Consider the following 19620-nt stretch of genomic DNA (forward strand, 5'->3'; position numbering starts at 1 on the left):
GTCAGTCCTTCTTGGCCTTCGCGGCCGTTTTCGCTTTTGCCTTGGCGGCGGTCTTCGGCTTGGCGAGTTTTGCCGCGCCGTTCGAAGCGGTCTTGGCGGCCTTTGCCGTCGTCGACTTCGCTTTGGTCGCCTTGCCTTTTGTCGCGCCGCCCTTGGCCGCACGTTCGGCAATAAGCGCCAGCGCCTCTTCGACCGTCACGGATTGCGGATCCTTGCCCTTGGGCAGCGTGGCGTTGACCTTGCCCCAGTTGACATAGGGACCGAACCGCCCGTCGCGCACGGTGATCGCGCCTCCGTCGGGATGTTCGCCGAGTTCCTTGAGTGCGGCCGCGGCGGTACGTCCGCGGGAGCCGTTGGCGCCCTTCGACTGCTTGTCCGCGAGCACCGAAACTGCGCGGTTAAGCCCGATCGCGAAGACATCCTCGATCGAGTCCAGGTTGGCGTAGGTGCCGTTGTGGAGCACGAAGGGTCCGTAGCGCCCGAGACCGGTGGAGATCATCTTGCCGGTTTCCGGATGCGCGCCGATGTCGCGCGGCAGCGACAGCAGCGCGATGGCCTTTTCATGGTCGATCGATGCCGGCGTCCAGCCCTTCGGCAGGCTCGAGCGCTTTGCGTCCTTACCTTCGCCGCGTTGGACATAGGGTCCGAAGCGGCCGCTGCGCAAAGTGATTTCCTCGCCAGTATGCGGATCCTTGCCGAGGCTCAGCGGCTCGTTCGATACCGACGCTTCCGCATCGCCGTTGGTTTCGGAGGAAAGCTGGCGCGTGTAGTTGCACTCCGGGTAATTGGAGCAGCCGACGAACGCACCGTATTTTCCGAGCTTCAGCGAGAGTTTCCCGGTCCCGCAGACCTGGCAGATACGCGGATCGCTGCCGTCCTCACGCTTCGGGAAGACGAGCGGCGCCAGTTCCTCGTTGAGGGCATCGAGCACGTTGGTGACGCGCAGTTCCTTGGTATCTTCGATCTGGGAGAAGAAGTCCTTCCAGAACTCGCGCAGGACGTCCTTCCAGTTGAGGTCGCCGGCGGAAATCTGATCGAGCTTCTCCTCCAGCGACGCCGTGAAATCATATTCCACATAACGCGTGAAGAAGCTCTCCAGGAAGGCAGTTACGAGACGGCCCTTGGCCTGGGGCACCAGCTTTCGCTTGTCGTTCGTCACATAGTCCCGGTCGAGGAGGGTCGTGACGGTTGCGGCATAGGTCGACGGACGGCCGATGCCGAGTTCTTCCATCTTCTTGATCAGCGTCGCTTCCGAGTAGCGCGGCGGCGGCTCGGTGAAATGCTGGGTGGCGTTGATCTTCTGCTTGGCGAGATTCTCCCGCGCGTTGATCTCCGGCAGCCGACCGCCCTCGTCACCGTCATCGGCCTGCTCACCATCTTCCTTCATGTCGGTGTAGGCGGCGATGAAGCCGTCGAAACGGATCACCGAACCGGTGGCCCTGAGGCCGGCCTTCTTGCCGCCGTTGTCGGCGATGATCTCGGCGGTCGTACGCTCGATTTCGGCCGAAGCCATCTGGCTCGCGATACCACGCTTCCAGACGAGATCGTAAAGTTTGAGCATGTCGCCGTCGAGGAAGCGGCGAACCTGGTCGGGTGTGCGGTTGAAATCCGTCGGACGGATGGCTTCGTGTGCTTCCTGAGCGTTTTTCGCCTTGGTGGAATAGAAGCGGGGCTTTTCCGGCAGATACCGTTCGCCGAACTGGCTGCCGATCGCCCGGCGGGCGGCGTCGATTGCCTCCGGGGCCATCTGCACGCCATCGGTACGCATATAGGTGATGAGACCAACCGTCTCGCCACCGATGTCAACGCCCTCGTAAAGCTTCTGCGCCACCTGCATCGTGCGCGAGGCGGAAAACCCGAGCTTGGAAGAGGCGGCCTGCTGCAGCGTCGAGGTGGTGAAGGGCGGCGCCGGATTGCGCTTGACCGGCTTTGCTTCGACGCTCTCGACCACATAGCTCGCGCCATCGAGCAGCGCTTTCAGCCGGTTGGCCTCGTCACCATTGCCGATTGCTCTTGGTTGCAGCCGCTTGCCGTCGGCGGAGACGAGACGCGCTTCGAATTCGTCGCCGCGCGGCGTCTTCAGAAGCGCCGAAATATTCCAGTATTCCTCCGTGACGAAACGTTCGATTTCCGCTTCGCGATCGCAGACGAGACGCAGAGCCACCGATTGCACACGGCCGGCCGAACGCGCCCCCGGCAATTTGCGCCAGAGGACGGGGGAAAGGTTGAAGCCGACGAGATAGTCGAGGGCGCGGCGGGCGAGATAGGCGTCAACCAGCGAGATATCGATATCGCGAGGCTCGGCCATTGCATCGAGCACGGCCTTTTTCGTGATCGCGTTGAAGACAACGCGCCTCACCGGCTTGTCGCCGATGACCTTCTTCTTCTTGAGAAGGTCCAGCACATGCCAGGAGATTGCCTCGCCCTCGCGATCCGGGTCGGTTGCGAGAATCAGGCCGTCCGACGATTTTACGGCGTCGGCGATGTCCTTCATGCGTTTCGCTGAAGCGCCGTCGACCTCCCAGGACATCTCGAAGTCTTCGTCCGGGCGCACCGATCCATCCTTGGCCGGCAGGTCCCGCACGTGGCCGAACGAAGCAAGCACCTTATAGCCGGGGCCCAGGTACTTGTTGATCGTCTTGGCCTTGGAAGGCGATTCCACCACTACAACATTCATCGTCATTCTCTGAGACAATCTCTTTTGGCGAAGCGCAAATGCTGCGCGCCGGATGTTGACGCCACGAAATGGACAGGGATTCGGGCGCGGTCAAGGGGTTTCATGAAAATAGCAATATCGCCACAGACCGCAACCAAACGGCAATTTCCGAGTTTCCTCAACCGAAGGTCGTTTCTTTCCGCGAGTTTGCGTGTGTTTCGACGGTGCGAGCCGCCGGTAATGACATACTACTCGTTGGGGAGAAGAGACACGAGGTTTGCCCCATGCCGGCAGAGCTGGCCCGCGAGATCCAGTTCCAGAAGCACGAGGTGGACCTGCGAGGCAGAGAGCGCGGTGTGGCGAATGATATCGTCGATCTCGACCGGTGTCGGCCCGAGCGCTTCCATGATGCGGTTGCGCTCGCTGTCGTCCGGTGCCGCAGGTGCTGCCCGCGTGTTCTCAATCGTCGGCTCCTTGATGTCCAGGCGTGTCAGGAGGTCGTCTTGCGTGAGCGGAGCCAGCGCCTCCAACACGTCGGCTGAGGACGTCGTTACGGTCGCGCCCTGTTTCAAGAGATCGTTCGCGCCGTGGCAGCGCGGATCGAGCGGCGATCCGGGAACGGCGAAGACCAGCCTGCCGAAGTCGGCGGCATAGCGGGCGGTGATCAGCGACCCGGACCGATTGGCCGCCTCGACGATGGTGACGCCAAGGCTGGCGCCGGCGATGAGCCGATTTCGCCGCGGAAAATCGCGTGCGCGGGGTTCCCAGCCGAAGGGCATTTCGCTGATCGCCAGTCCTTCGCCGGATGTGATCTCCTGCAGCAGCCCGATGTTCTCAGGCGGATAGGGCTGGTCGAGGCCGCCGGCAAGTGCGGCGATCGTGCCGGTCCGCAGGCTTGCGCGATGGGCGGCGGTATCGATGCCGCGGGCGAGCCCCGAGGTGATGACATAGCCTGCAGCCCCGGCATCGCGCGCGATCATGGCGGCGAACTTCGCTCCGCTCACGGACGAATTGCGCGAACCGACGATGCCGAGGGAAGGGCGCGTCGCCGCCCGGACGTTGCCCTTCACGGCAATGAGCGGCGGAGCGCCGTCGATCTCCCTCAATGCCGGAGGATAATCGGGCTCGCCGATCCCAATGAAGGCGGCGCCGAACCGGTGCGCCGTCTCGAGTTCCCGTTCCGCATCAGCGACGGTCGCAATGCGGAATGTGCGATCCGATCCGCCGCGCCGGGAAAGGTCGGGCAGCGCTTCGAGGGCCGCCTCTGCCGTGCCGAAGTGATTGATCAGGTCCCGAAAGGTGGCGGGACCTACATTGTCGCTGCGAATCAGCCGCAACCAGGCGATTTTCTGCCGTTCCGTCAGCGCGATTCCTGCTCGTTGAGCGCTGACGTTCAACGTCATCCCTTTTCTCCGATCCGACTCTCGGTGCCGCTGAGCAATCGCTGGATGTTGGCGCGATGCTTGATCCAGGTGATGAGGGTCATGATTGCGAAGAGCAGCGCCACTTTTCCGTATCCGGTCGCATAAAGTGCTACAGGTGTGAAGACCGTCGCCACGAGCGCGCTCAGCGACGAGTAACGGGTGATCTTGGCGGTGGCGAGCCAGATCACACCGAAGACGAGCACCATCACCGGTGCAAGGCCCAGCAACACGCCGATATAGGTTGCGACGCCCTTGCCACCCTTGAACGAGAGCCAGACCGGATAGAGATGTCCAAGGAACGCGGCAAGGCCGGCGGCAAGGCCAGCCTCGATGCCCCAAATCGAGGCGATGGCGGCAGCGGCGGTACCCTTGAGCGCATCGAGGAGGAGGGTCGCCGCGGCAAGCTTCTTGTTGCCGGTTCGAAGCACATTCGTTGCACCGATATTGCCAGAGCCTATCTTTCGGACATCACCGAGGCCTGCCATGCGCGTGAGAATGAGGCCGAAGGGGATCGACCCCAGAAGATAGCCGAAGACGAGACATGCGAATGTCGCGGGCAGCCCGAGCTGCCAGGATAGTAGTTCCACCGGTTCCTCCCCCGCCTAACAGCTCCGGTCTTACGCTGAATGCACCAGCTTGCCCGCAACATAAGTTTGGACGACCCGTCCGGTAAAGCGGGCATTTTCAAAAGGCGTGTTCTTCGAGCGGGAAACCAGCGCCTTTTCGTAGAGGATCCAGGGCTCTTCGAGGTCGAGAACGGTAATGTCGGCTTTCGCGCCGGGCTTTAGCGTGCCGGCGTCGAGGCCGAAGATCGCGGCTGGGCGGGTGGAGATCGCATCGATCAGCCGCATCAGCGGAACCTGTCCGCTATGGTAGAGGCGAAGCGCAGCCGCTGCCAGTGTTTCAAGGCCGATCGCGCCGTCGGCGGCATCCGAGAAGGGCAGGCGCTTGGTGTCGACATCCTGCGGATCATGCGACGATACGATGATGTCGATCGTCCCGTTGGCAAGCGCCTCGGCCATGGCGACGCGATCGTCTTCGCCGCGCAGCGCAGGCGACAGCTTGAAGAAGGTCCGGTATTCGCCGATGTCGTTTTCGTTCAGCGTCAGATGATTGATCGAGATGCCGCAGGTGACGTTGGTTCCGCGCTCCCGCGCGACGCGCACGGCGTCTGCCGACTCCGGCACGGAAATCTCGGCGGCGTGATAGGCGGCCTTGGTCAATCCCGCGATGCGAAGGTCGCGTTCGAGCGGAATGATCTCCGCTTCGCGCGGCACGCCCGGAAGGCCGAGCCAGCTTGCCAGCAGGCCCTCGTTCATGACGCCATTGGCGCCAAGGTATTTGTCGCGAGCCTCCAGCGCGACGACCGCGCCGAATTCGCGCGCATAGGTCATCGCGCGGCGCAGCACCAGCGTGTCGTGAACCGGTTGCCGGCCGTTGGTGAAGCAGACGGCGCCCGCGTCGCGAAGCAACCCGATTTCCGTCATCTCTTCCCCGAGCAGCCCCTTGGTGAGGGCAGCGGCCGGATGGATGTTGACAAGCGCCTTGTCGCGCGCGGTCTTCTGCACGAACTCGACGAGGGCGATTTCGTCGATGACCGGATCTGTGTCCGGCATGGCGATGAACGAGGTGACGCCGCCTGTCGCTGCGGCCCGTGAGGCCGATTCGATCGTCTCGCGATGCTCACTTCCCGGCTCGCCGACGAAGACGCGCGCATCGACGAGGCCCGGGACTGCCGTAAGGCCGGCGCAGTCCTTGACGAAGGCACCGTCCGGCGCACCCTGGTTCTGGGCGTCGCTGCCGGCTGCAAGAATGCGACCGTCGCTGCCGACGATGATCGTGCCCGTTTCGTCGAGATTGCGTGAAGGATCGACGATGCGCAGGTTTTTCAGAACAAGTGGTCTGGTCATAGGCGCGGCCCCTGGTTCTGCGAGAGGAGAAGTGTTTCCATCACGGCCATGCGCACGGCGACGCCCATCTCCACCTGCTGTTCGATGACACTTTGCGGACCGTCGGCGATTTCGGAAGCGATCTCGACACCGCGGTTCATCGGGCCCGGGTGCATCACCAACGCGTTGTCCTTTGCGGCTTTCAGCTTTTCTGCGTCCAGACCAAAGTAGTGGAAATATTCGCGCACCGAGGGCACGAAGGAGCCGGCCATGCGCTCGCGCTGCAGCCGCAGCATCATGACGACGTCCGCGTCCTTAAGGCCCTCCGCCATGGAGTGGTAGACCTCGACACCCATCTGCGCGATCCCGGACGGAAGCAGTGTCGCCGGTGCGACGACGCGCACGCGCGCGCCCATCTGGTTGAGCAGCAGAATGTTGGACCGGGCAACGCGCGAGTGCAGGACGTCGCCGCAGATCGCGACGATGATCCGCGAGAGCTTGCCCTTGGCGCGGCGGATCGTCAGCGCGTCGAGCAGCGCCTGGGTCGGGTGCTCGTGCTGACCGTCGCCAGCGTTGACGACCGAGCAGGAGACCTTCTGGGCAAGCAGTGCCGCCGCACCCGCCGAAGAGTGGCGCACGACCAGCACGTCGGGATGCATCGCGTTCAGCGTCATCGCCGTATCGATCAGCGTCTCGCCCTTCTTTACTGAGGAGTTACCGACCGCCATGTTCATCACATCGGCGCCAAGCCGCTTGCCCGCCAGTTCGAACGAGGACTGCGTCCGGGTCGAGGCTTCGAAGAAAAGATTGATCTGCGTCAGTCCGCGCAGCGAGGAGGTTTTCTTCTCCCTCTGCCGGGAGATCTTGACGGCTTCGTCGGCGCGATCGAGCAGGAGTGTGATGTCCTGTTCCGTGAGGCCTTTGATGCCGAGCAGGTGGCGATGCGGGAAAGTGATCATGAGCCGCCCTTGCACTCTCTACTGCATGTCTCCTTAAGTCGCTCTCGATTTAAGGAAAAAGGCATGCAGCAATTCAAAATGCTACAGCGACCTTTGCGGGTCTGACGAGACGCGCGGCGCTGTAGATTGGCTCGCTCTATAAAGCGTGGTCAGGGGTCGGGCAAGCGGCACGCCACCCCTTCCGCAGAAAACTTGCGTGGGCCTTAGGGCGCGCCTGTTTCGCGCCTGCGAAACTTGCGCTAGAACCGGCCCATGAATCAGATGAACCGGACTGAACAGAAACTCGCCGAGCTGAACCAGCCAAAACCCTGGTCCGGTGTCAACGCCTATCGCTCCGATCCTCTCGTCGTCGATATCACGTCGAGCATGCCGAAGGCGTTGCGTGACGAATTCGACGTGCTCGGACGGTATGTCACCTCGCCGGAAGCGCAGGAACTGGCGCGTATGGCCAACGAGGGCGTGCCGAAGCTGAAGACCCACGGTCCTCGCGGCGAGCGCCTCGATGTCGTCGAGTTCCATCCGGCTTGGCACGCGCTGATGCGCCGGTCGATGACGACGGGGCTGCATGCTTCCGCCTGGGAGAACCTGGCGGATGAAAGGGGCCGGTCGCACAAGGCGAGGGCGATCCGTTTCTACCTGACGGCACAGCTCGAATGCGGCCATCTCTGCCCGCTGACAATGACGAGTGCGTCGGTTGCCGCCATCACCGCGTCTCCGGCCGTCCAAAAGGAATGGGCGCCAAAGATCCTCTCGCGCAAATATGATTCCTCCAACCGTCCATGGATGCAGAAGAGCGCCGTCACCATCGGCATGGGCATGACGGAGAAGCAGGGCGGCACCGATGTTCGCGCCAACACCTCGACCGCGGAGCGCGTGGGGGAGGGCATCTACCGTCTGAACGGCCACAAGTGGTTCATGTCTGCGCCGATGAGCGATGCTTTTGTGATGCTCGCCCAGACGCACGACGGGCTCGGCTGCTTCCTGGTGCCGCGGCTGCTCGAGGACGGTTCCGCCAACGGGCTGCGCTTCCAGCGTCTGAAGGACAAGCTGGGCAACCGCTCCAACGCTTCGTCGGAGGTCGAGTTTTCCGACACGTTCGGCTTCGTTCTCGGAACGCCCGACGCCGGCATCCGCACTATTCTTGACATGGTCACGTTGACGCGGCTCGACTGTGCGCTCGCGTCCGCCGGCATGATGCGTGCCTCGCTCGCCGAAGCCGTGCACCACACCCGCGGCCGCAAGGTTTTTGGCAAGGCGCTGATTAGCCAGCCGATGATGACACGCGTCCTCGCCGACATGGCGCTTGACGTCGCTGCTGCGAGCGCCTTGTCGTTCCGCCTAGCCGATGCTTTCGACAAGGCCCACGGCAGTGCCGAGGATGCCGCCTATGCCCGCATCATGACGCCGGTTGCGAAATACTGGTGCTGCAAGATCGCTCCCGGCTTGATCTACGAGGCGATGGAATGCCTCGGCGGCAACGGCTACGTCGAGGAGCGCGCGCTTGCCCGCCATTACCGCGAGGCGCCGGTCAACGCCATCTGGGAGGGATCGGGCAACGTCATGGCGCTCGATGTGCTGCGCGTGCTCGGGCGCCGCAAGGAGTTGTTCGAACAGCTCTTCGGCATCTTCAGCCGCGATCTCGGCCCCTCCGGTCGCAAGACCATCGACGTCCTGCGCGCGGCCATGTCGCTCTGCGAACGCGACGAAGGTGCGGCCCGCATGCTGGTCGAGCAGCTTGCGCTCGCGGCCGCAGCCGCCGAGCTCTATCGGCTCGGCGCGGGACGAATCGCCGACGCATTTCTGGAGTCGCGCCTGGCGGCCGGTTGGCGCTCGACCTACGGAATGCTCGATTCGCGCTTCGATTCGGCCTACGTGGTCGATCTGCTCTATCCGGCAGCGACGTAGCCGGTGGCGGAAAGGACGAGCGGTATCGTGAAGAAGAATACCGCTGTCTGTACCATCGCGACTGCGGCATAGCGTTCTGCATCTCTCTCATCTGCCTGGCAATAAGATAGCCGTAACGGCCATTGACACGGCCGGGCCGGGCGCCACCACGCGTCACAGGGCACCGCGAAGACCGGCATCGTGATGATGGATTGCCGCTTACAACCAGCACTCGTCTGTGAATATTAACCTTAACAAATGGTTTACGTTGCGGGAGCGGGCCCAACGGAGGAGATTGGCTGCGCAATTCGAGCAAAATCGGGAACGGAGCGGTTCGGTGAGAACTGGCTTGTTGATCATCATGATGATGTTTTTCGCGGGACTGCCGCTCGACATCGGAAGGCTGGCGGCCGCTCTTTTGCTGTTCGTGCTGGCCGAGCGAGCGCTCTATCCGCTGTTCTGCCGCCAGATCATGGAAAGGGGGAGCGCATGAAGTGGCTCCTGATATTTTGGGCCGCCCCGGTCACGCTGCTGACTAGCTGGTACGGTCTTTCCTATTACGACATGAGCTTCGGTGTCTTCATGCTGACGCGTCAGGCGCATGACCTGGTTTTCGCGATCTATGGCCACGTGCTCGGAATTCCGCCCGAAACCATTCCGCCGCTCGTCGCCCGGGCGATGGTCGTCGACAGCGCCATCGTATTCGCACTCGTCGCGCTGAGGAAACGTCGCCAGATCGTCGCTTGGTACCGGCGCCGCTTCGGCGCGCCGACCGCTCAATCGCGGGAGGCGTTTGCGAGCGACGCCAATCTGTCGAGCGCTCCCTGAAGAATGAAGGAAGCCGCGGCGGAGTCGATCCGCTCGGCCCGCTTCTTCCGGGATACATCCATCTCGATCAGTACGCGCTCAGCGGCGACGGTCGAGAGCCGCTCGTCCCAGAGCACGAAGGGAATATCCGTTTTCTCTCCCATGTTCCTGACGAAGGCGCGCGTCGCCTGGCAGCGCGGTCCCTCGGTCCCGTCCATGTTGACGGGCAGACCGATGACAAAGGCTGCGATCTTCTCCTTCGCTGCCACGGATAGGAGCGCTTGCGCATCGACGCCGAACTTGACGCGCCGGATCACGTCGCGGGGCGTCGCGAAGCGCCGGCCGAGATCGGAGACCGACAGCCCGATCGTCTTGGTGCCAAGATCAAGACCGGCAATCGCCTGGTTCGGCGGCAAGGACGCAGCCAGTTCTTCGATTGTAAGAATTGCCATTGGATTTCCTGATTCGATCTTTCCACTTGTGTCGTTTGATCCATATGCTTGTCCGACACAGAAATCATCTGAGCGGCCCGCCTGGCCTCTACAAATCGATCACGCATGTTCGGTCGCTCGCTCAAACTTACCGTGACCCAGGGAGAACGTCATGAAGATCAAATGGCTCGGCCATTCCGCCTTCCACATCGAGACGGCGAAGGCCAAAATCCTGATCGACCCATTTTTCACCGGGAATCCGGCGTTTCGTGACAGCGAGCGCAAGGCGGCAACCGCGGGCCTGACGCATATCCTGCTCACGCACGGCCATGGCGACCATGTTGGCGACACCGTGGCGATCGCTAGGGAAACCGGAGCCACCGTGGTTGGCAATTTCGACCTTTGCATGTGGCTCGGACGGCAGGGCGTATCGAAGATGGATCCGGGCAACACCGGCGGGACGATCCAGCTTGGCGCTTTCTCGGTCACCTTCGTCACGGCGCTTCATTCCTCGGCGCAGATCACCGAAGACGGCGTTTCCCATTCGCTCGGAAGCGCCGGCGGTCTGGTGCTTCACTTCGATGACGAGCCGACGCTCTATCACATGGGCGACACGGATATCTTCTCGGACATGGCGCTGGTCCACGAACTGCATGAGCCGGACATCGGCATCGTGCCGATCGGCGACCGCTTCACCATGGGCGGCGCCGTGGCCGCTCTCGCATGCCAGCGCTATTTCAAATTCAACACGGCCATCCCCTGCCACTATGGCTCGTTCCCGATCATCGACCAGACGCCGCAGACCTTCGTCGCCGGCATGGACGGTGCCTCGACGCTGGTGGCAACGCCTGACGTCGGTGGCGTGGTCACTCTCTAGAGGACAGCGGCCGCCTGTCGCGGAAGCGATCGGCGACATTCGCCCGTTGCACGTTGTGCAACTCGTCTTTATAGCGGGGGAAACTTTGAGATACCGGAGACGATCATGTCCGTAGACCTTGCCACCGTAAAGCGCGTCGCGCGCCTTGCCCGCATCGCCGTCAGCGAAGAGGAAGCCGAACGGATGATGGGCGAGCTCAATGGCATTCTCGGCTTCGTCGAGCAGCTTTCAGAAGTGAATGTCGACGGCGTCGAGCCGATGACCTCGGTCACGCCGATGGATATGAAGAAGCGCACCGATGCCGTGGCCGACGGCGACAAGGCTGCAGACATCGTTGCCAATGCACCGAATTCGGACCGCAATTTCTTCCTCGTCCCGAAAGTGGTCGAGTAAGAAACCGCCTCCCGCCCCGACGTTTCCGATTGCGAAAGCCCGATTACACCATGACCGAACTTACAAGCCTGACGATCGCCGAAGCCCGTGCGAAGCTTTCCGCCAAAGAAATCACCGCGGTCGAATTGACGGATGCCTACGTCGCTGCGATCGACGCGGCCAATGACGCGATCAACGCCTATGTAGCCGTTACGCCGGAAAAGGCGCGCGAGATGGCCAAGGCCTCCGATGCCCGTATCGCCGCCGGCAAGGCTGGTGCTTTGGAAGGCATTCCGCTCGGCATCAAGGATCTCTTCGGCACCGACGGCGTCCATACGCAGGCCTGCAGCCATATTCTCGACGGCTTCAAGCCGCGCTACGAATCGACCGTCACCCAGAACCTTTGGGATGACGGTGCTGTCATGCTCGGCAAGCTCAACATGGATGAGTTCGCGATGGGGTCTTCCAACGAGACGTCCTATTACGGGCCGGTTAAGAACCCGTGGCGCGCCAAGAATTCCAATCTGGACCTCGTGCCCGGCGGTTCCTCCGGCGGCTCTGCAGCCGCGGTCGCGGCCCATCTCTGCGCCGGTGCTACGGCGACCGATACGGGCGGCTCCATTCGCCAGCCGGCGGCCTTCACCGGCACTGTCGGCATCAAGCCGACCTACGGCCGCTGCTCGCGTTGGGGCGTCGTCGCCTTTGCCTCTTCGCTCGACCAGGCCGGCCCGATCGCGCGCGACGTGCGTGATGCGGCGATCCTCTTGAAGTCGATGGCCAGCGTCGACGCGAAGGATACGACCTCGGTCGACTTGCCCGTGCCGGATTATGAGGCGTCGATCGGCAAGTCGATCAAGGGCATGAAGATCGGTATCCCGAAGGAATACCGCGTCGACGGCATGCCGGAGGAGATCGAGGCGCTCTGGCAGCAGGGTATCGCCTGGCTGAAGGATGCCGGCGCCGAGATCGTCGACATCTCGCTGCCGCACACGAAATATGCGTTGCCGGCCTACTATATCGTCGCGCCCGCCGAGGCGTCTTCGAACCTCGCGCGTTATGACGGTGTCCGCTACGGCCTTCGCGTCGACGGCAAGGATATCGTCGACATGTATGAGAAGACGCGCGCCGCCGGCTTCGGCCAGGAAGTCAAGCGCCGCATCATGATCGGTACCTATGTGCTCTCCGCCGGCTACTACGACGCCTATTATCTCCGCGCGCAAAAGGTCCGGACGCTGATCAAGCGCGATTTCGAGCTCGTTTTCGATGCAGGTGTCGACGCGATCCTGACGCCGGCGACGCCGTCCTCGGCCTTCGGCATTGCCGACGAGGATCTCGCAGCCGATCCGGTGAAGATGTACTTGAACGACATCTTCACCGTAACGGTGAACATGGCAGGGCTGCCGGGTATTGCCGTGCCGGGCGGCCTTGACCGCAAGGGCCTTCCGCTCGGTCTGCAACTCATAGGCAGGCCGTTCGAGGAGGAAACGCTGTTCAAGACGGCGCATGTCATCGAACAGGCGGCGGGACGCTTGACACCGTCCAAGTGGTGGTAACGCGGGCTGGGCTGGCCAGGCTGCCGAAGAAATGATGGCGTGGAGCGGAACCGCTCCACGTCCGCGATGCCGTTAAAGCGAAGTACGATTCCTCACGAACATCGGCCTCGACAGCGCCGCGCGTCTTATCAGACACGCAAAGGACCTGTAGCACTTTGAATTGCTGCATTTTCCTTAAATCGGCTCTGATTCAAGGAAACGTGCAGTGGTCCTTTTGATCGAGAAAGCGGCCGCGTCCGCGGCTGGGCGTCGCTCGAATCCCGCTTTCGCGTATGCTGCGTTTCCCAGATTGCACAGCTCCGGACGCCTTTATTCACACCTCGTTCACTATTCCTGAAATATTCGGGGTTATGAAATTACGTAGCGACGTGGGGGACGCTCGTTGCAAGCATTTGAAAATAGTATTGAGCGATTGACGTTTGTTAAGTCTTCGTTTCATCTGTTCCTGATTGTCTGTCTTGGACTGATCGTTTTCATCGCGTCTCTGCTCGGTATTTTCAGCCGACCGGTGGGAATGCTCGCTTCGATCTGGCCCGCAAACGCGATTTTGCTTGGCTTGATGCTGCGCAACCCGTCGCTGGCTTCGCCGGCGGGCTGGCTCTCGGCGGCAGCGGGTTACGTGATGGCCGACCTCGTCACGGGATCCGATTTTTGGCAGGCGATCGGTCTGAATGCCGCCAACCTGGTCCAGTGCGGGCCTCGGCTACGGCCTCTTCACGCGCCTCCGCGAGGAGGATCGGCGTCTGCGCCGGCCGCTTTCCGTCCTTTACATGTTCGCCGTGGCTACGGCGGCTGGTGTTTGCGCGTCCGTGGTCGGCGCCTTTGCCAGCGTGTATTTTTTCGGTGAGCCCGCCTGGACTGCGTACCTTTCATGGCTGACAACGGACCTGGTCAACTACACAGTTGTGGTTCCGGTATTCCAGACCATGCCGTCTCTTGTTCGTAGATCACGAAGGGCAGCGTTTCTGAAGCACGGCCAGGCACTGGCAGCACATCCGCTGCCCCTCATCCTTCTCGCGCTTTCCTGCGGTGCCGCTTTGATCGTCGGCGGTCCGGGCGCGATCGCCTTTCCCGTACCGGCATTAATTTGGTGCGCGCTGAGCTATGGGCTCTTCGCGACCACGACGTTGACAATGATCGTCAGCCTGTTGACACAGGTGGCCGTTGCCTCCGGCGCCTTGCGTCTTGGCGTCAGCGGCATTGCCGAAGCGACGCTGACATCGACCCGGCTTGGAATAACCCTGCTTGCCCTCGGTCCCTTGACGGTGGCGAGCATCTGATCGCCCGTCTTTCGCATGCGGTCGACTACGATTTTCTTACGCAGTGTCTGGCGCGCGGAGCTTTCATGGCGCGGGCGAGCAGCTTGATCGCGCGGCTCGAGAAAAGCGACGAGCCTGCCTATGCCATGATGATCGACATCGATCATTTCAAGGTGATCAACGATACCCATGGACACGCCGTCGGTGACCATGTCTTGCAGGTCGTGGCGCGGACCATCCGCGCCAACCTGCGGATCGATGATCTCTTCGGACGGCTTGGTGGAGAGGAATTCGCGATCGTGCTCGCGCGCCAATCTCCCGAGGACGCGAGGGATGTGGCCGAGCATTTTTTGCGCGCCATACGATCGACGGCCATCGATCTTGCGCACGGCGGCAGATTGAGCGTCACAGCCAGCATCGGTATCGCAACATCGGCGCAGCCGGAGATGGGCCTGACGCACCTGCTGTCGCAAGCCGATGTAGCCCTCTATGGCGCCAAGGCAGCGGGACGGGATCGCGTCGGCGAACCGATTTCCTCCGCGAAAAGAGGGGCCTTACTGGAGAAGGCCGCCAACATCTGAAGCCGGACGCTGCATGCCGCATTCACCGAAACCCCGGAGGTGGTAACCTCCGGGGTAAACGTGCACCTCGCCCACCTAGCGGTTGTTGAGTTCCGATCTGACGAGGTAGAGGCCTCGCTCGGTGATGCGGTAGGGCTTGCCGCCCGAGGACTTGATCGCTCTTTTACGCTTCAGCTTGCGAAAAAGCTCGAGGTCGACGCCGGGAAAAACCCAGCCATCGCGCGTGAAGCAGCGGATTTCGGCGATTGCCTTGCCTTCGCGAGTAATTTCGATGCGGCCGCCCTGGGCCAGATAATGAAGAATGCGCTGTTCGGCGCGCGAAATATCCATGGTTTGAGTGTTCCGGAATGGCGTTCTTGAGAACGCAAGAAAACGTTCCGCAAATCGTCAGATCAGCGGGGTTGACGTTTCCGGCCCGCGCGCGCAAGTCATGGTGACTGCGGGCAGGGCCCTTACCGGGACTCAGACTGAAAGAACATCAAGACTCCATTTTGGATGCCGATTCTTCTAAGAAATGGCCGCCCAGCCGTCAAGAAGCGACGGCAGCTCTGGATCTGTAAGAATAGTGGCGACAACCAGACCCACGTGGAACGTGACGATGGCGAGAAGCAAGGTCCGGAACGGTTCTTTGCGTGTCTTGTGCCGATGAACGTAACACGCGGCGAGTGCGCCGAGAGAGCCGCCGGCGACCGCAACCGTCAGCAACATGCGCTCTGACACGCGCCAATCGTTCCGCCGCGCCGCCTGTTTGTCCAGCCAGTACAAACAGTAGGCTGCGAGGTTGATACTTGCGAGAGCGATGAGGGTCATCGGTAGCGACATGGTTGATACTAGGCACGAGGTTCCCAAAGCTTCGTTAAACGCGGCCGGCGGTCGCGGCAGCCTGCCCGGCCTCACAAGCCTTGCACCGGAGGTCCAATTGCTCTACCGAGAAACCTCGAAATTCAGGCTTCAACGAAGAGCATGACATGAGCATTGTCGACGTCCGCACTCCCGATCCGAAACGCTTCATTCCCGGCGCCACCGGCGACTGGGAAGTCATCATCGGCATGGAGGTCCATGCCCAGGTGCTCAGCAATTCGAAGCTGTTCTCCGGGGCGTCGACGGAATTTGGCAATGCGCCCAATGCCAATGTCTCGCTGGTCGATGCCGCGATGCCGGGCATGTTGCCGGTCATCAATGAGGAGTGCGTCAAGCAGGCGGTTCGCACAGGTCTCGGCCTTAAGGCCAAGATCAACAATCGCTCGATCTTCGACCGGAAGAACTACTTTTATCCGGACCTGCCGCAGGGCTATCAGATCTCGCAGTACAAGGATCCGATCGTCGGCGAGGGCAAGATCATCATCTCCATCGGGCCGGATCGCCAGGGCCAGTTCGAGGATGTCGAGATCGGCATCGAACGCCTGCATCTGGAGCAGGACGCCGGAAAATCGATGCACGACCAGCATCCCTCCATGTCGTTTGTCGACCTTAACCGCTCGGGCGTCGCGTTGATGGAAATCGTCTCGAAACCGGACCTGCGGTCGTCGGACGAAGCGAAAGCATATCTCACCAAGCTGCGTTCGATCGTACGCTATCTCGGTACCTGCGACGGCAACATGGACGAAGGTTCGATGCGGGCTGACGTCAACGTCTCGGTTCGCCGTCCCGGCGAACCCTTCGGCACGCGCTGCGAGATCAAGAACGTCAACTCCATCCGCTTCGTCGGCCAGGCGATCGAATATGAAGCGCGTCGCCAGATTGCGATCCTCGAGGATGGCGGCACCATTGATCAGGAGACGCGGCTGTTCGACGCCAACAAGGGCGAGACGCGGTCGATGCGCTCGAAGGAAGAGGCGCACGACTATCGCTATTTCCCCGACCCGGACCTGCTGCCGCTCGAATTTGACGACGCCTTCGTCGAGGCTCTGAAAGCCGATCTTCCGGAACTGCCGGACGACAAGAAGGAACGTTTCGTCCGCGAGATGGGCCTTTCGGTCTACGATGCCTCGGTTCTCGTCTCGGAGAAGGCGATCGCCGACTATTTCGAGGCCGTAGCCGAAGGTCGAGATGGCAAGCTGGCTGCGAACTGGGTGATCAACGACCTGTTGGGTGCCTTGAACAAAGCCGGTAAAACCATTGAAGAGACTCCGGTTTCGCCCGCTCAGCTCGGCGGCATCATCGACCTCATCAAGGCCGAGACCATCTCCGGCAAGATCGCCAAGGACCTTTTCGAAATCATCTGGAACGAGGGTGGCGATCCGGCCGAAATCGTCGAGACGCGGGGCATGAAGCAGGTCACCGACACTGGTGCCATCGAAAAGGCAGTCGATGAAATCATCGCGGCCAATCCGGACCAGGTGGAAAAGGCCAAGGCAAAGCCCTCGCTCGCCGGCTGGTTTGTCGGCCAGGTGATGAAGGTGACCGGCGGCAAGGCCAACCCGCAAGCCGTCCAGGCCCTCGTTAAGGCCAAGCTCGGCATCGAGGAATAACGATGTTCTTCGTCCGCACGGCCAGCGAGCGCGACCTGGAAAAGGTCCGCGTTCTGCTGGCCGAGACGTGGCACGCGACCTACGACACGTTTTACGGCATTGACAAGGTCAATGAACTCACCGCCAGATGGCATTCGGTCGATGCGCTGAAAAAGCGCCTGCAACGAAAGAATGCCGAATTCGTCGTTGCCGACAATGGCAGCGAGCTTGCCGGCATGGGGTATGCGGCGATGTCGGACACGCTGGTGAAAACGGTCGTCCTTCACCAGCTTTACGTCCTCCCGAAATATCAGAGGCAGGGCATCGGCCGCGACATGTTCGCCGAACTCGAAACCTGTTTTCCCGATGCGGAGCGCATGCGGCTGGAAGTCGAGCCGCAGAACCTTCACGCTCTCGCGTTCTATCGGGCGCATGGCTTTGCCGAAGTCGGAAAGACGGCGAATTGCGGAGACGAGGAATCGGGCGTGCCAGCGCTGATCCTTGAGAAGAGGCTTTCCTAGTGCACGTTTCCTTAAATCGTGGACGATTTAAGGATAAAAACGTGCAGCAATTCAAAGTGCTACAGCGTCCTTTGCGCGTCTGTTAAGACGCGCGGCGCTGTAGCCCATGCGATCTATCGAGATGCGATGCACGGCGATTGTCATGAAACTGTTGCCTCCTGCTGATTGTTGCGCGGCAGGACGCACAGGAAACCAGAAATGACGATCGATTTTGAAATCCGACAAGCCGAGCGCGGCGACCTGCCTGCGATCATTGCCCTTTTGCGAACGACCGGTTGGGCGGGCACGGTGACACGACCGAGCCGGAAGCCTTTGGCGATTATCTTGCCGCGTTCGAGGAGATCGGTCGATCGCCCCATCAGACGTTGTATGTGGCCCACCTCGATGGCGAGGTCGTCGGGACCTTTCAGACTGCGCTTCTGACATCGCTTCCCGGGCGTGGCAGCTCGAGCCTGGTTATCGAGGCCGTGCAAACGCGCGAAGACATGCGTGGCCGCGGCATCGGCGAACGCATGGTTCGCCACGCGATTGCCGAGCCGCGAGCGCGGGGAGCAGAAAAGGTCCAACTGACCTCGAACGCCCTGCGCGTCGACGCTCATCGCTTCTACGAGCGCCTTGGTTTCGAGCGCAGTCATTTCGGCTTCAAGATGCAGGTGAAATGACCGGCGGCAAAGCGGAATCACTGGACAAGGCAGGAGTGGCGGGGCATAAGCGGGAGCATGATATTGATGTCCGGCTGCCTTCCCAACGGCCGGTGAAGGAAGACACCCATGAAGCTTCTGCTGCAGATTTTCACCTGGTGGAACGAACAGACGATCGGTACGCGTTTTCATACGTGGCGCTTTGGCAAGCGCGTGGGTGAGGACGAATTCGGCAACGTCTACTATCAGGGCGGCACCGACTCCGAAGGCCGTACGCGGCGCTGGGTGATCTATAACGGCCCTGCCGAGGCGTCAGCCATCCCGGCTGGCTGGCACGGCTGGATGCATCACCGCACGGACGTTTCCCCTGCCGACGAGAAATACGCGCCGAGGGCGTGGCAGAAGCCGCACCGTGCGAACCCGACCGGCACGGCGCAGGCCTATCGCCCGAAGGGATCGATCGCCGGCGCGGGCGAGCGCCCACGGGTGACTGGCGACTACGACGCCTGGACGCCGCGCTCCTGAGTTACGGTTTCACCCGCGCAGGATGTGAACGAACCCCGTCGATCACGGCGCAGCCACATTTCCGGTTTAGCGCCTGAGCCTGGAGCAGTTCCGGGGGAATCGGTTCGCCATCCGGAAAGGCGGAAAACGAAGAGTTCGAGTTGGTTGGTGTTTCAATCGGAAACGAACCGCTCCAAGAACGAATAGGAAGCGCGGGGGACTGGCGGAATGGCAGGTTTCTGTCTGCAGAATTTGATCGGCCTGGCGGCCCGTCGAACAGGCCTTGCGCTCCTGATGGCGCTGCCGTTGATGTCCTTCACCGACCTTGCGCGGGCAACGCGTCTTGACAATTCCGTTGCGGTCTTTTCCGGTATCGACAAGATCACCGGCCGCATCACCACGTTCGATGTCTATATCGGCGAAACCGTGCAGTTCGGCGCGCTGCAGGTTACCCCACGCGTCTGCTACAGCCGCGACGACACCGAGGCCCCGAAGACGACGACCTTCGTGGAGGTTGACGAGATCACGCTTGACCGCAAGATCAGGCGCATCTTCACGGGCTGGATGTTCGCTGACAGCCCAGGCCTGAATGCGGTCGAGCACCCCGTCTATGACGTCTGGCTGCAGTCCTGCAAGGCGACCTCCGACCTGCCGCCGCCGGACACGGCAGCGAAGCAATAATCTATCGCTCGTCTACAGAGCCGTGCGCCTTATGAGACGCGCAAAGGACGCTGGAGCACTTTGAATTGCTGCATGTTTTCGTCTAAATCGGCTACGATTTAAGGACACATGCAGTAGCGCCGCATCCTATC

General features: G+C 61.6%; 20 protein-coding genes and 1 pseudogene. 13 read left to right on the forward strand and 8 right to left on the reverse strand.

The features are described 5' to 3' along the window. Nucleotide 1: 1 nt before the first annotated feature. From topA to FKV68_RS06915, 5 genes are all read right to left on the reverse strand, one after another. On the reverse strand, nucleotides 2-2677 hold the full coding sequence (gene topA / locus FKV68_RS06895) for a type I DNA topoisomerase (RefSeq protein WP_180940798.1): 2676 nt from the start codon (nucleotides 2675-2677) through the stop codon (nucleotides 2-4). A 227-nt stretch (nucleotides 2678-2904) separates the two neighbouring features. Further along, nucleotides 2905-4059, reverse strand: coding sequence for a DNA-processing protein DprA (gene dprA / locus FKV68_RS06900; RefSeq protein ID WP_180940799.1), 1155 nt, complete (start codon nucleotides 4057-4059; stop codon nucleotides 2905-2907). Beyond that, nucleotides 4056-4667, reverse strand: coding sequence for a glycerol-3-phosphate 1-O-acyltransferase PlsY (gene plsY, locus FKV68_RS06905; protein WP_180940800.1), 612 nt, complete (start codon nucleotides 4665-4667; stop codon nucleotides 4056-4058). The genes dprA and plsY overlap by 4 nt, the downstream gene beginning before the upstream one ends. Before the next feature lie 30 nt (nucleotides 4668-4697). Next, on the reverse strand, nucleotides 4698-5990 hold the full coding sequence (locus tag FKV68_RS06910) for a dihydroorotase (protein WP_180940801.1): 1293 nt from the start codon (nucleotides 5988-5990) through the stop codon (nucleotides 4698-4700). After that, nucleotides 5987-6928 (reverse strand): aspartate carbamoyltransferase catalytic subunit, encoded by a 942-nt coding sequence (locus FKV68_RS06915; RefSeq protein ID WP_180940802.1) that lies wholly within the window; start codon nucleotides 6926-6928, stop codon nucleotides 5987-5989. Before FKV68_RS06915 ends, FKV68_RS06910 begins: the two co-directional genes overlap by 4 nt. Before the next feature lie 252 nt (nucleotides 6929-7180). Between FKV68_RS06915 and FKV68_RS06920 the strand changes: the two genes are divergently transcribed. The 3 genes from FKV68_RS06920 to FKV68_RS06930 all read left to right on the forward strand — a co-directional run bounded on the left by FKV68_RS06920 (nucleotide 7181) and on the right by FKV68_RS06930 (nucleotide 9640). Continuing rightward, complete coding sequence (locus FKV68_RS06920) at nucleotides 7181-8833, forward strand: acyl-CoA dehydrogenase family protein (protein ID WP_180940803.1); 1653 nt, start codon at nucleotides 7181-7183, stop codon at nucleotides 8831-8833. 316 nt (nucleotides 8834-9149) lie between these two features. Continuing rightward, a complete protein-coding gene (locus tag FKV68_RS06925; RefSeq protein WP_180941593.1) occupies nucleotides 9150-9305 on the forward strand; it encodes a hypothetical protein in 156 nt (51 codons plus the stop codon). Next, complete coding sequence (locus FKV68_RS06930) at nucleotides 9302-9640, forward strand: DUF6105 family protein (protein ID WP_180940804.1); 339 nt, start codon at nucleotides 9302-9304, stop codon at nucleotides 9638-9640. The genes FKV68_RS06925 and FKV68_RS06930 overlap by 4 nt, the downstream gene beginning before the upstream one ends. Here the strand turns inward: FKV68_RS06930 and ruvX are convergent. Then, the gene (gene ruvX, locus FKV68_RS06935; protein WP_180940805.1) at nucleotides 9589-10071 is read right to left on the reverse strand and encodes a Holliday junction resolvase RuvX; all 483 of its coding nucleotides are present in this window, start codon (nucleotides 10069-10071) and stop codon (nucleotides 9589-9591) included. The two genes, FKV68_RS06930 and ruvX, sit on opposite strands and share 52 nt — an antisense overlap. A gap of 151 nt (nucleotides 10072-10222) precedes the next feature. On the opposite strand from ruvX, the gene FKV68_RS06940 reads away from it, so the two are divergent. The 5 genes from FKV68_RS06940 to FKV68_RS06960 all read left to right on the forward strand — a co-directional run bounded on the left by FKV68_RS06940 (nucleotide 10223) and on the right by FKV68_RS06960 (nucleotide 14692). Beyond that, entirely contained in the window at nucleotides 10223-10927 is a 705-nt protein-coding gene (locus tag FKV68_RS06940; RefSeq protein ID WP_180940806.1) for a metal-dependent hydrolase, read from the forward strand. Nucleotides 10928-11032: 105 nt separating this feature from the next. Next, entirely contained in the window at nucleotides 11033-11320 is a 288-nt protein-coding gene (gene gatC, locus FKV68_RS06945) for an Asp-tRNA(Asn)/Glu-tRNA(Gln) amidotransferase subunit GatC (protein WP_180940807.1), read from the forward strand. Between the two features lie 50 nt (nucleotides 11321-11370). Next, complete coding sequence (gatA, locus tag FKV68_RS06950; protein ID WP_180940808.1) at nucleotides 11371-12852, forward strand: Asp-tRNA(Asn)/Glu-tRNA(Gln) amidotransferase subunit GatA; 1482 nt, start codon at nucleotides 11371-11373, stop codon at nucleotides 12850-12852. A gap of 671 nt (nucleotides 12853-13523) precedes the next feature. Then, nucleotides 13524-14132, forward strand: coding sequence for a hypothetical protein (locus FKV68_RS06955; RefSeq protein ID WP_180940809.1), 609 nt, complete (start codon nucleotides 13524-13526; stop codon nucleotides 14130-14132). Further along, entirely contained in the window at nucleotides 14132-14692 is a 561-nt protein-coding gene (locus FKV68_RS06960) for a GGDEF domain-containing protein (RefSeq protein ID WP_269808448.1), read from the forward strand. The genes FKV68_RS06955 and FKV68_RS06960 overlap by 1 nt, the downstream gene beginning before the upstream one ends. A gap of 75 nt (nucleotides 14693-14767) precedes the next feature. Here the strand turns inward: FKV68_RS06960 and FKV68_RS06965 are convergent, their stop codons facing one another. Together FKV68_RS06965 and FKV68_RS06970 are read right to left on the reverse strand one after the other, a co-directional pair. Continuing rightward, nucleotides 14768-15022 carry a YjhX family toxin gene (locus tag FKV68_RS06965; RefSeq protein WP_180940811.1) on the reverse strand — a complete coding sequence of 85 codons (255 nt, stop codon included), beginning with the start codon at nucleotides 15020-15022 and terminating at the stop codon, nucleotides 14768-14770. A 177-nt stretch (nucleotides 15023-15199) separates the two neighbouring features. Beyond that, nucleotides 15200-15502: a DUF1294 domain-containing protein gene (locus FKV68_RS06970; protein WP_180940812.1), complete on the reverse strand. Its 303-nt coding sequence runs from the start codon at nucleotides 15500-15502 to the stop codon at nucleotides 15200-15202. A 158-nt stretch (nucleotides 15503-15660) separates the two neighbouring features. On the opposite strand from FKV68_RS06970, the gene gatB reads away from it, so the two are divergent. The 5 genes and pseudogenes from gatB (at nucleotide 15661) to FKV68_RS06995 (ending at nucleotide 19489) form a co-directional block, all read left to right on the forward strand. Then, on the forward strand, nucleotides 15661-17163 hold the full coding sequence (gene gatB / locus FKV68_RS06975) for an Asp-tRNA(Asn)/Glu-tRNA(Gln) amidotransferase subunit GatB (protein ID WP_180940813.1): 1503 nt from the start codon (nucleotides 15661-15663) through the stop codon (nucleotides 17161-17163). Nucleotides 17164-17165: 2 nt separating this feature from the next. Beyond that, nucleotides 17166-17663 (forward strand): GNAT family N-acetyltransferase, encoded by a 498-nt coding sequence (locus FKV68_RS06980; protein ID WP_180940814.1) that lies wholly within the window; start codon nucleotides 17166-17168, stop codon nucleotides 17661-17663. A 198-nt stretch (nucleotides 17664-17861) separates the two neighbouring features. Further along, a pseudogene (locus FKV68_RS06985) lies at nucleotides 17862-18325 on the forward strand (GNAT family N-acetyltransferase). 108 nt (nucleotides 18326-18433) lie between these two features. Further along, nucleotides 18434-18829 carry an NADH:ubiquinone oxidoreductase subunit NDUFA12 gene (locus FKV68_RS06990; protein WP_180940815.1) on the forward strand — a complete coding sequence of 132 codons (396 nt, stop codon included), beginning with the start codon at nucleotides 18434-18436 and terminating at the stop codon, nucleotides 18827-18829. Between the two features lie 207 nt (nucleotides 18830-19036). Next, nucleotides 19037-19489 (forward strand): DUF2155 domain-containing protein, encoded by a 453-nt coding sequence (locus FKV68_RS06995; protein ID WP_180940816.1) that lies wholly within the window; start codon nucleotides 19037-19039, stop codon nucleotides 19487-19489. The last annotated feature ends 131 nt before the right edge of the window (nucleotides 19490-19620 follow it).

The sequence above is a fragment of the Sinorhizobium mexicanum genome, assembly GCF_013488225.1.
Classification (GTDB): domain Bacteria; phylum Pseudomonadota; class Alphaproteobacteria; order Rhizobiales; family Rhizobiaceae; genus Sinorhizobium; species Sinorhizobium mexicanum.

Excerpts from the sequence above, each read along its gene's own strand:
- topA (WP_180940798.1), bottom strand. The coding sequence starts at position 2,677 with ATGAATGTTGTAGTGGTGGAATCGCCTTCCAAGGCCAAGACGATCAAC.
- dprA (WP_180940799.1), bottom strand. The coding sequence starts at position 4,059 with ATGACGTTGAACGTCAGCGCTCAACGAGCAGGAATCGCGCTGACGGAA.
- FKV68_RS06910 (WP_180940801.1), bottom strand. The coding sequence starts at position 5,990 with ATGACCAGACCACTTGTTCTGAAAAACCTGCGCATCGTCGATCCTTCA.
- FKV68_RS06915 (WP_180940802.1), bottom strand. The coding sequence starts at position 6,928 with ATGATCACTTTCCCGCATCGCCACCTGCTCGGCATCAAAGGCCTCACG.
- FKV68_RS06920 (WP_180940803.1), top strand. The coding sequence starts at position 7,181 with ATGAATCAGATGAACCGGACTGAACAGAAACTCGCCGAGCTGAACCAG.
- FKV68_RS06930 (WP_180940804.1), top strand. The coding sequence starts at position 9,302 with ATGAAGTGGCTCCTGATATTTTGGGCCGCCCCGGTCACGCTGCTGACT.
- ruvX (WP_180940805.1), bottom strand. The coding sequence starts at position 10,071 with ATGGCAATTCTTACAATCGAAGAACTGGCTGCGTCCTTGCCGCCGAAC.
- FKV68_RS06940 (WP_180940806.1), top strand. The coding sequence starts at position 10,223 with ATGAAGATCAAATGGCTCGGCCATTCCGCCTTCCACATCGAGACGGCG.
- gatC (WP_180940807.1), top strand. The coding sequence starts at position 11,033 with ATGTCCGTAGACCTTGCCACCGTAAAGCGCGTCGCGCGCCTTGCCCGC.
- gatA (WP_180940808.1), top strand. The coding sequence starts at position 11,371 with ATGACCGAACTTACAAGCCTGACGATCGCCGAAGCCCGTGCGAAGCTT.
- FKV68_RS06955 (WP_180940809.1), top strand. The coding sequence starts at position 13,524 with ATGCCGCCAACCTGGTCCAGTGCGGGCCTCGGCTACGGCCTCTTCACG.
- FKV68_RS06965 (WP_180940811.1), bottom strand. The coding sequence starts at position 15,022 with ATGGATATTTCGCGCGCCGAACAGCGCATTCTTCATTATCTGGCCCAG.
- FKV68_RS06970 (WP_180940812.1), bottom strand. The coding sequence starts at position 15,502 with ATGACCCTCATCGCTCTCGCAAGTATCAACCTCGCAGCCTACTGTTTG.
- gatB (WP_180940813.1), top strand. The coding sequence starts at position 15,661 with ATGAGCATTGTCGACGTCCGCACTCCCGATCCGAAACGCTTCATTCCC.
- FKV68_RS06980 (WP_180940814.1), top strand. The coding sequence starts at position 17,166 with ATGTTCTTCGTCCGCACGGCCAGCGAGCGCGACCTGGAAAAGGTCCGC.
- FKV68_RS06990 (WP_180940815.1), top strand. The coding sequence starts at position 18,434 with ATGAAGCTTCTGCTGCAGATTTTCACCTGGTGGAACGAACAGACGATC.
- FKV68_RS06995 (WP_180940816.1), top strand. The coding sequence starts at position 19,037 with ATGGCAGGTTTCTGTCTGCAGAATTTGATCGGCCTGGCGGCCCGTCGA.